The organism is Brevundimonas sp., assembly GCF_046295595.1.
In the GTDB taxonomy this organism is placed as follows: domain Bacteria; phylum Pseudomonadota; class Alphaproteobacteria; order Caulobacterales; family Caulobacteraceae; genus Brevundimonas.
The window spans coordinates 97,285-103,363 of the sequence record NZ_JBKBMX010000009.1 but is presented as its reverse complement, the minus strand read 5'-3'; the positions used below and the strand labels follow the sequence as shown (position 1 = coordinate 103,363).

7 protein-coding genes are annotated in these 6,079 nt (G+C 67.9%); 2 read left to right on the top strand and 5 right to left on the bottom strand.

Translation table 11 applies throughout. The features are described 5' to 3' along the window. The 4 genes from ACK4JY_RS08330 to rpsL form a co-directional block, all read right to left on the bottom strand. The coding region (locus ACK4JY_RS08330) for a GTP-binding protein (RefSeq protein ID WP_292097508.1) at positions 1 to 121 on the bottom strand (121 nt) is incomplete at its 3' end. A gap of 92 nt (positions 122 to 213) precedes the next feature. Continuing rightward, positions 214 to 2,295 (bottom strand): elongation factor G, encoded by a 2,082-nt coding sequence (gene fusA, locus ACK4JY_RS08325; protein ID WP_409604603.1) that lies wholly within the window; start codon positions 2,293 to 2,295, stop codon positions 214 to 216. Positions 2,296 to 2,444: 149 nt separating this feature from the next. Continuing rightward, entirely contained in the window at positions 2,445 to 2,918 is a 474-nt protein-coding gene (rpsG, locus tag ACK4JY_RS08320) for a 30S ribosomal protein S7 (RefSeq protein WP_055832312.1), read from the bottom strand. A 69-nt stretch (positions 2,919 to 2,987) separates the two neighbouring features. After that, positions 2,988 to 3,359, bottom strand: coding sequence for a 30S ribosomal protein S12 (gene rpsL, locus ACK4JY_RS08315; RefSeq protein WP_055832311.1), 372 nt, complete (start codon positions 3,357 to 3,359; stop codon positions 2,988 to 2,990). Between the two features lie 347 nt (positions 3,360 to 3,706). Between rpsL and ACK4JY_RS08310 the strand changes: the two genes are divergently transcribed. Next, positions 3,707 to 4,462 carry a hypothetical protein gene (locus tag ACK4JY_RS08310; RefSeq protein WP_409604600.1) on the top strand — a complete coding sequence of 252 codons (756 nt, stop codon included), beginning with the start codon at positions 3,707 to 3,709 and terminating at the stop codon, positions 4,460 to 4,462. Between the two features lie 67 nt (positions 4,463 to 4,529). After that, positions 4,530 to 5,255 (top strand): hypothetical protein, encoded by a 726-nt coding sequence (locus ACK4JY_RS08305; RefSeq protein ID WP_409604598.1) that lies wholly within the window; start codon positions 4,530 to 4,532, stop codon positions 5,253 to 5,255. Positions 5,256 to 5,272: 17 nt separating this feature from the next. Here the strand turns inward: ACK4JY_RS08305 and ACK4JY_RS08300 are convergent, their stop codons facing one another. Then, the gene (locus ACK4JY_RS08300; protein WP_409604596.1) at positions 5,273 to 6,037 is read right to left on the bottom strand and encodes an SDR family NAD(P)-dependent oxidoreductase; all 765 of its coding nucleotides are present in this window, start codon (positions 6,035 to 6,037) and stop codon (positions 5,273 to 5,275) included. Positions 6,038 to 6,079: the final 42 nt, after the last annotated feature.

Below are 6,079 nucleotides of genomic sequence, written 5' to 3'. Positions count from 1 at the left end.
CGCTGGCCTTGGCCAGGACCATCGTGATCGCCGCCGTCAGCGTCGTCTTGCCGTGGTCGACGTGACCGATCGTGCCGATGTTGCAATGCGGCTTGTTACGTTCGAACTTTTCCTTGGCCATTCTCTTCTCTCCGTCCCCTGAACAGGGGGCTTATCCTTGGGTTTTCAGGGGCCCCGGCAGACCAGAGGTCCGCCGAAAGCTAAGGGGTGGGTTTAGGCGCTGTACTTCTTGATCACTTCGTCGGCGACGTGTTGCGGCACCGGTTCGTAGTGGTCGTACTGCATGGTGAAGACCGCGCGGCCCTGCGACATGCCGCGAAGCGTGTTCACATAGCCGAACATGTTGGCCAGCGGCACGAAGGCGTTCACGACGGTGGCGTTGCCGCGCATGTCCTGGCTCTGGATCATGCCGCGACGGCCGTTCAGGTCGCCGATGACCGAACCGAGGTAGTCCTCGGGGGTCACGACCTCGACCGCCATGATCGGCTCGAGCAGCTTGGGCGCGCCCTTTTCCTTCAGTTCGCGGAAAGCGGCGCGGGCCGCGATTTCGAACGCCAGCACGCTGGAGTCGACGTCGTGGTATTTGCCGTCCGTCAGGGTCGCCTTGAAGTCGATCAGCGGGAAGCCGGCCAGCAGACCGCTGTCCTTGATGGACTCGAGGCCCTTCTGGACGCCCGGGATATACTCCTTGGGCACGGCGCCGCCGACGATCGAGCTTTCGAAGACGAAGCCCGAACCCGGTTCGCCCGGCTCGAAGGTGAGCATGACGCGGGCGAACTGGCCGGTACCGCCGGTCTGTTTCTTGTGGGTGTAGTCGATGTCGACCTTGCGGCCGAGGGATTCACGATAGGCCACCTGCGGCGCGCCGATGGTGGCGTCGACCTTGTAGGTCCGCCGCAGGATGTCGATCTTGATGTCGAGGTGCAGCTCGCCCATCCCCTTCAGGATGGTCTGGCCCGACTCGTGGTCGGTCGAGACGGTGAAGGAGGGATCCTCCGAGGCCAGCTTGGCCAGGGCGACGCCCAGCTTCTCCTGGTCGGCCTTGGTCTTGGGCTCGACCGAGATCTCGATCACCGGCGCCGGGAATTCCATCTTCTCGAGGATGACCGGCGACTTCAGCGGATCGCACAGGGTGTCGCCGGTGCGGGTGTCCTTGAGGCCGGCCAGGGCGACGATGTCGCCGGCGTAGGCTTCCTTGATGTCCTGACGGTCGTTGGAGTGCATCAGCAGCATGCGGCCGACGCGTTCCTTGCGGTCGCGGCTGGAGTTCAGAAGGCCCATGCCGGTTTCCATGACGCCGGAATAGATGCGGCAGAAGGTCAGCGAGCCGACAAACGGGTCGTCCATGATCTTGAAGGCGAGAACCGACAGGGGCTCGTCATCGGCGGCGCGGCGCGTGACCGGCTCTTCCGTCTTGTAGTCGATGCCCGGGGTCGGGGGGATGTCGATCGGCGACGGCAGGTAGTCGACGACGGCATCGAGCAGCGTCTGGACGCCCTTGTTCTTGAACGCCGAGCCGCACAGGATCGGATAGAAGGCGCCGGTCAGCACGGCCTTGCGGATGCATTTCTTCAGCACTTCGAGCGAGGGCTCGGTGCCGTCGAGGTAGGCTTCCATCGCCTCGTCGTCGAGCTCGACGGCGTTGTCGATCAGGTACTGGCGGGCCTCATTGGCCTTGTCGAGGAGGTCGGCCGGGATCTCGCCGACGGTGAAGTTGGCGCCCAGGGCGTCATTGTCCCAGACCACCGACTTCATGGCGACGAGGTCAACCAGGCCGCTCAGCGAGCTTTCCGAACCGATCGGGAACTGGATCGGCACGGCCTTGGCGCCCAGGCGGTCGCGGATCGACTGCACCGAGGCGTCGAAGTCGGCGCCGATCTTGTCCATCTTGTTGACGAAGACGATCCGCGGCACCGAATATTTGTCGGCCTGGCGCCAGACGGTCTCGGTCTGCGGCTCGACGCCAGCGTTGCCGTCCAGCACCGTCACGGCGCCGTCGAGCACGCGCAGCGAACGTTCGACTTCAATGGTGAAGTCCACGTGGCCGGGGGTGTCGATGATGTTGAGGCGCTTTTCTTTCCAGAAGGCGGTCGTCGCGGCCGAGGTGATGGTGATGCCGCGTTCCTGCTCCTGGTCCATCCAGTCCATGGTCGCGGCGCCGTCGTGGACTTCGCCGATCTTGTGGGACTTGCCGGTGTAGAACAGGATCCGCTCGGTCGTCGTCGTCTTGCCCGCATCGATGTGGGCCATGATGCCGAAGTTCCGATAGTCCTCGATTTTGTGCGTGCGGGCCATGAAAGCGTGCCTTGAAGTGAGGTCAGGACGCGTTTCGCGCCCTCGGGGAGATCTGCGTCTGTCTGGATAAGCAGGCGCGGGCGATTTAGCTCAAACCGCCCGCGCCGGATAGTCTGTAGATAGGAGCCGAAGACGGCCCCTTGAAGGCGTTACCAGCGGTAGTGGCTGAAGGCGCGGTTGGCCTCGGCCATCTTGTGGGTGTCTTCGCGCTTCTTGACCGCGGTGCCGCGGTTGTTCGAGGCGTCCAGCAGCTCGGCGGCCAGCTTTTCCGTCATGGTGTTCTCACCACGCTTGCGCGCGGCGTTGACCAGCCAGCGGATGGCCAGGGCGCGGCGGCGATCCGGGCGAACCTCGACCGGCACCTGGTAGGTGGCGCCGCCGACGCGACGCGACCGGACTTCGACGGCCGGAGCCACATTGTCCAGGGCGGCGTGGAAGGTGGCGACGGGCTCCTGTTCCTTCTTCTTGTCGGCCAGGATCTCGAACGCGCCGTAGACGATGTTCTCGGCGACGGCCTTTTTGCCCTCGTACATGACGTAGTTCATGAACTTGGTGACGATCAGATCCTTGTATTTGGGATCCGGCAGAACTTCGCGCTTCTGTGCGCGGTGACGACGGGACATGAGCCTGGCCTTCTAAAACGGTGTCTGGAGTCCCGGACGGGCCGGGAGAAATCTGATGGAGCGGGTCGCTTACTTCGGACGCTTGGCGCCGTAGTGCGAACGGCGCTGCTTGCGGTCCTTGACGCCTTGCGTGTCGAGCACGCCGCGCAGGATGTGGTAGCGAACGCCGGGCAAATCCTTGACGCGGCCGCCGCGGATCAGGACCACCGAGTGCTCCTGCAGATTGTGGCCCTCGCCGGGGATGTAGCACACGGCTTCGATGCCGGTGGTCAGACGCACCTTGGCGACCTTACGCAGGGCCGAGTTGGGCTTCTTCGGGGTCGTCGTATAGACGCGGGTGCAGACGCCGCGGCGTTGCGGGCAGCCCTTCAGCGCGGGAACCTTGTTACGGACCGGCTTGGGTTGGCGCGGCTTGCGGATCAGCTGGTTGATAGTCGGCATTCGAAACTCGTCTCTTTCAATCGATGGAGGCGTGTGCCTTTCGGCCGGGGCGCCTCGTGAGCCTTCTTTTCGGACGACGCTGATGCGTCGCCCCGGGTGGGGTTTCGAGCAGCGATCGCGACAAACAGAAAAGCCGGAACGCGCGCTTCGGGCGTTCCGGCGGGCGACAGCCCGGTCGTTCGATTGTCACGATCTCGGTGAAACGCTGACGCGCCCGCCTCGAAAGTGGGCGGCTTCTACGCCGGGAGCCTTCCGCGGTCAAGGGCGCAGCCGGTTCGGGAGGGCCGCCGGAGGCCGCAATACCGCCACGCTCGCCCGTCCTTATCGGTCCAACAGAGGGAGGACGGATGGGCGGGCTGGCGTGGGAGTGGCCCATGGGCGGCGAACGCTGGCGCAAGCCGGCCATCGTGGCCGCGTCCCTGGCTCTTCATGCCGTGGTGCTGGGCAATATGGCGTTCGACACCTTCGAGGGCTCCCGTCGGTCCGGCCGGATCATAGACTATTTTCCGGGGCCGGTGATTCATGTCCAGATCGAGCCCCGTCTGCTGCGCCGCGGCGAGACGGCCCGGACCCGCGCGGCACCCGCGCCAGACAGCCCCGTCGCCAGGCTCGCGGACCCGGGAAGCCGCCGGGCGGCTACGACAGGTTCGGCCGGATCCGCCCCGCCCGGCCAGCCGACGGCGCTCTCGCCCGGCGACGTCGTCCCGGCCCCTTCCCCGCCGACCGATGTCGTCGCGGAAGCGTGGCGGGTGCGCCCCGACGCCATGGGCGATCGGATGGGTCGCGGCCTGCGCGCCAGCGCTCTCGCCTGCGCCCGCCCCGCGCTGCTGGGTGAAGAGGAACGCGCCCGGTGCGACCGCCGCATGGCGGCGCGGGTGGCGGCGATCCCGGGGACCGGCGATCGTGCTCGCGACGCCCGTCTCGCCCGCCAGGGCGCCCGCGCCCTCGCCCGCTATGAGGCGCGACGGGCGCCCCTGTCGGGCGCCGACGATCCGCCCTGCGACAAGACAGGGCCCATCGCCGAGTGCGAAATGGAAATCCACGTCGATCTGTTCTCTTCGATCGACGGCTGGCTGCCGAACCTGAGAGGCGACGATGAGTGAAGGCCGGCGCCGTGTATGGAATCCTGTCTGGCCCCGTCGGGCCGAGCGCTGGCGGACGCCGGCGATCGTGGCTGTCTCTGTCGGGCTTCATGCGTTGGTGCTGGGCGTCATCGGCCTGCGCTCGATCGACCTCGGCGACCCGCCGCCACCCGTGGACCGGGTGATCTATGTCGAGATCGAGCCCCGCCCCCTGCTGCCCGGCGAGGTCGCCCGGGTGCGGCCGCCGCCGGCGCGGCCCCAGACGCCCGCGGAAGCCTTGCCGGACGCTGGACCGGCCACGGCGCGGACCGATCCCTTCCGGCGACCCGAGGACGAGGACGACAACGCCGCCCCCTCCCCGCGCGCTCCCGCCCCAGGGGCCCCGCGCCCTCCCGCCGCCGTCGGCACGGCGCCGTGGCAGGTGCGGCCCGAGACGACCGGCGACCGAGTCGGACGCGGCCTGCGCACCAGTCCGGTCGGCTGCGCCAGTCCCCGGCTGCTGACCGCGGCGGAGCGGGCGATCTGCGACGATCGCTTCGGCGCCCGAGCCGCGGTCGCCGCGCCGATCGAAGGCACGGGCAATCCCGAACGCGACGCCCGCTTCGCCCGCGAGGGCGCCCGGGCGCTGGCCGAGTACGAGGGGCGGCGACGGCCCCTCAGCGGCGGCGTCGGGGTGGTCGGGCCGCAGGACGGACCCGGCTCGAACTTCGGAATTGGCGTAGCGGGGGCGCACCTCGAACCGGCCTTGCGACCTGACTCGACCACCAACGTCCGCACCCGGCGCGACCGCGTCCGCGAGGTTGAAGAAGACTGACGACCCGACGCTAACCGTCAGCCGGCGGTCCAGCCCCCGTCGACCATGACGGAGCCGCCCGTCATCAGGGTGGAGGCGTCGGAGGCCAGCAACAGCAGGGCCCCAGTCAGTTCGTCCATCCGGCCCAGCCGCCCCAGCTTGATGCGGCTCAGCACGAAGTCGCGCGTCCCGGGGGTGTCGAGGATGGGTCGGGTCATGGCCGTGTCGATGAAGGTGGGGCAGATCGTGTTCACCCGGATGCCGTGAGGCGCCAGATCGATCGCCATGCAGCGGGTCAGGCCCTCCAGCCCCCATTTCGACGCGCTGTACAGCGACCGGCCGGCGCCGCCGACATGGCCCATCTGCGACGAGACGTTGATGATCGAGCCGGGCCGATCCGCCTCCAGCAGTCCCTTCGCCACCGCCTGGGCGACGAACAGGGCGGACTTCAGATTGAGATCGAGGACGGCGTCATAGTCCTCCTCGGTCACCTCGGTGATCGGGCGGATGCGGTTCACCCCGGCGTTGTTGAGCAGGATGTCGAACGGACCGCGGGCCGCGATCTCCTGCCGCACGGCGGCGATGTCGGTGACGTCCAGCACGAAGGCCTCGGCCTCGAACCCCGCCGCGCGGATCTCTTCCACGCGGGCATCCAGATCGGCGGAGGTGCGGCCGCACAGGGTCACGGCGGCGCCCGCCTGGGCGAAGACCTCGGAGCCGGCCGCGCCGATGCCCCGGCCGCCGCCGGTGACAAGGGCGCGCTTGCCGTCGAGGCGGAAGGACGGAAGGGGCGTCAGGGTCATGGCCGATCTCCGTGCGCGAGGCCGCCAGCTTCAGCGTGAAAC

What these genes read in the sequence shown, in the direction of transcription:
- fusA (WP_409604603.1), bottom strand. Translation starts at nt 2,295, where the DNA reads ATGGCCCGCACGCACAAAATCGAGGACTATCGGAACTTCGGCATCATG.
- rpsG (WP_055832312.1), bottom strand. Translation starts at nt 2,918, where the DNA reads ATGTCCCGTCGTCACCGCGCACAGAAGCGCGAAGTTCTGCCGGATCCC.
- rpsL (WP_055832311.1), bottom strand. Translation starts at nt 3,359, where the DNA reads ATGCCGACTATCAACCAGCTGATCCGCAAGCCGCGCCAACCCAAGCCG.
- ACK4JY_RS08310 (WP_409604600.1), top strand. Translation starts at nt 3,707, where the DNA reads ATGGGCGGGCTGGCGTGGGAGTGGCCCATGGGCGGCGAACGCTGGCGC.
- ACK4JY_RS08300 (WP_409604596.1), bottom strand. Translation starts at nt 6,037, where the DNA reads ATGACCCTGACGCCCCTTCCGTCCTTCCGCCTCGACGGCAAGCGCGCC.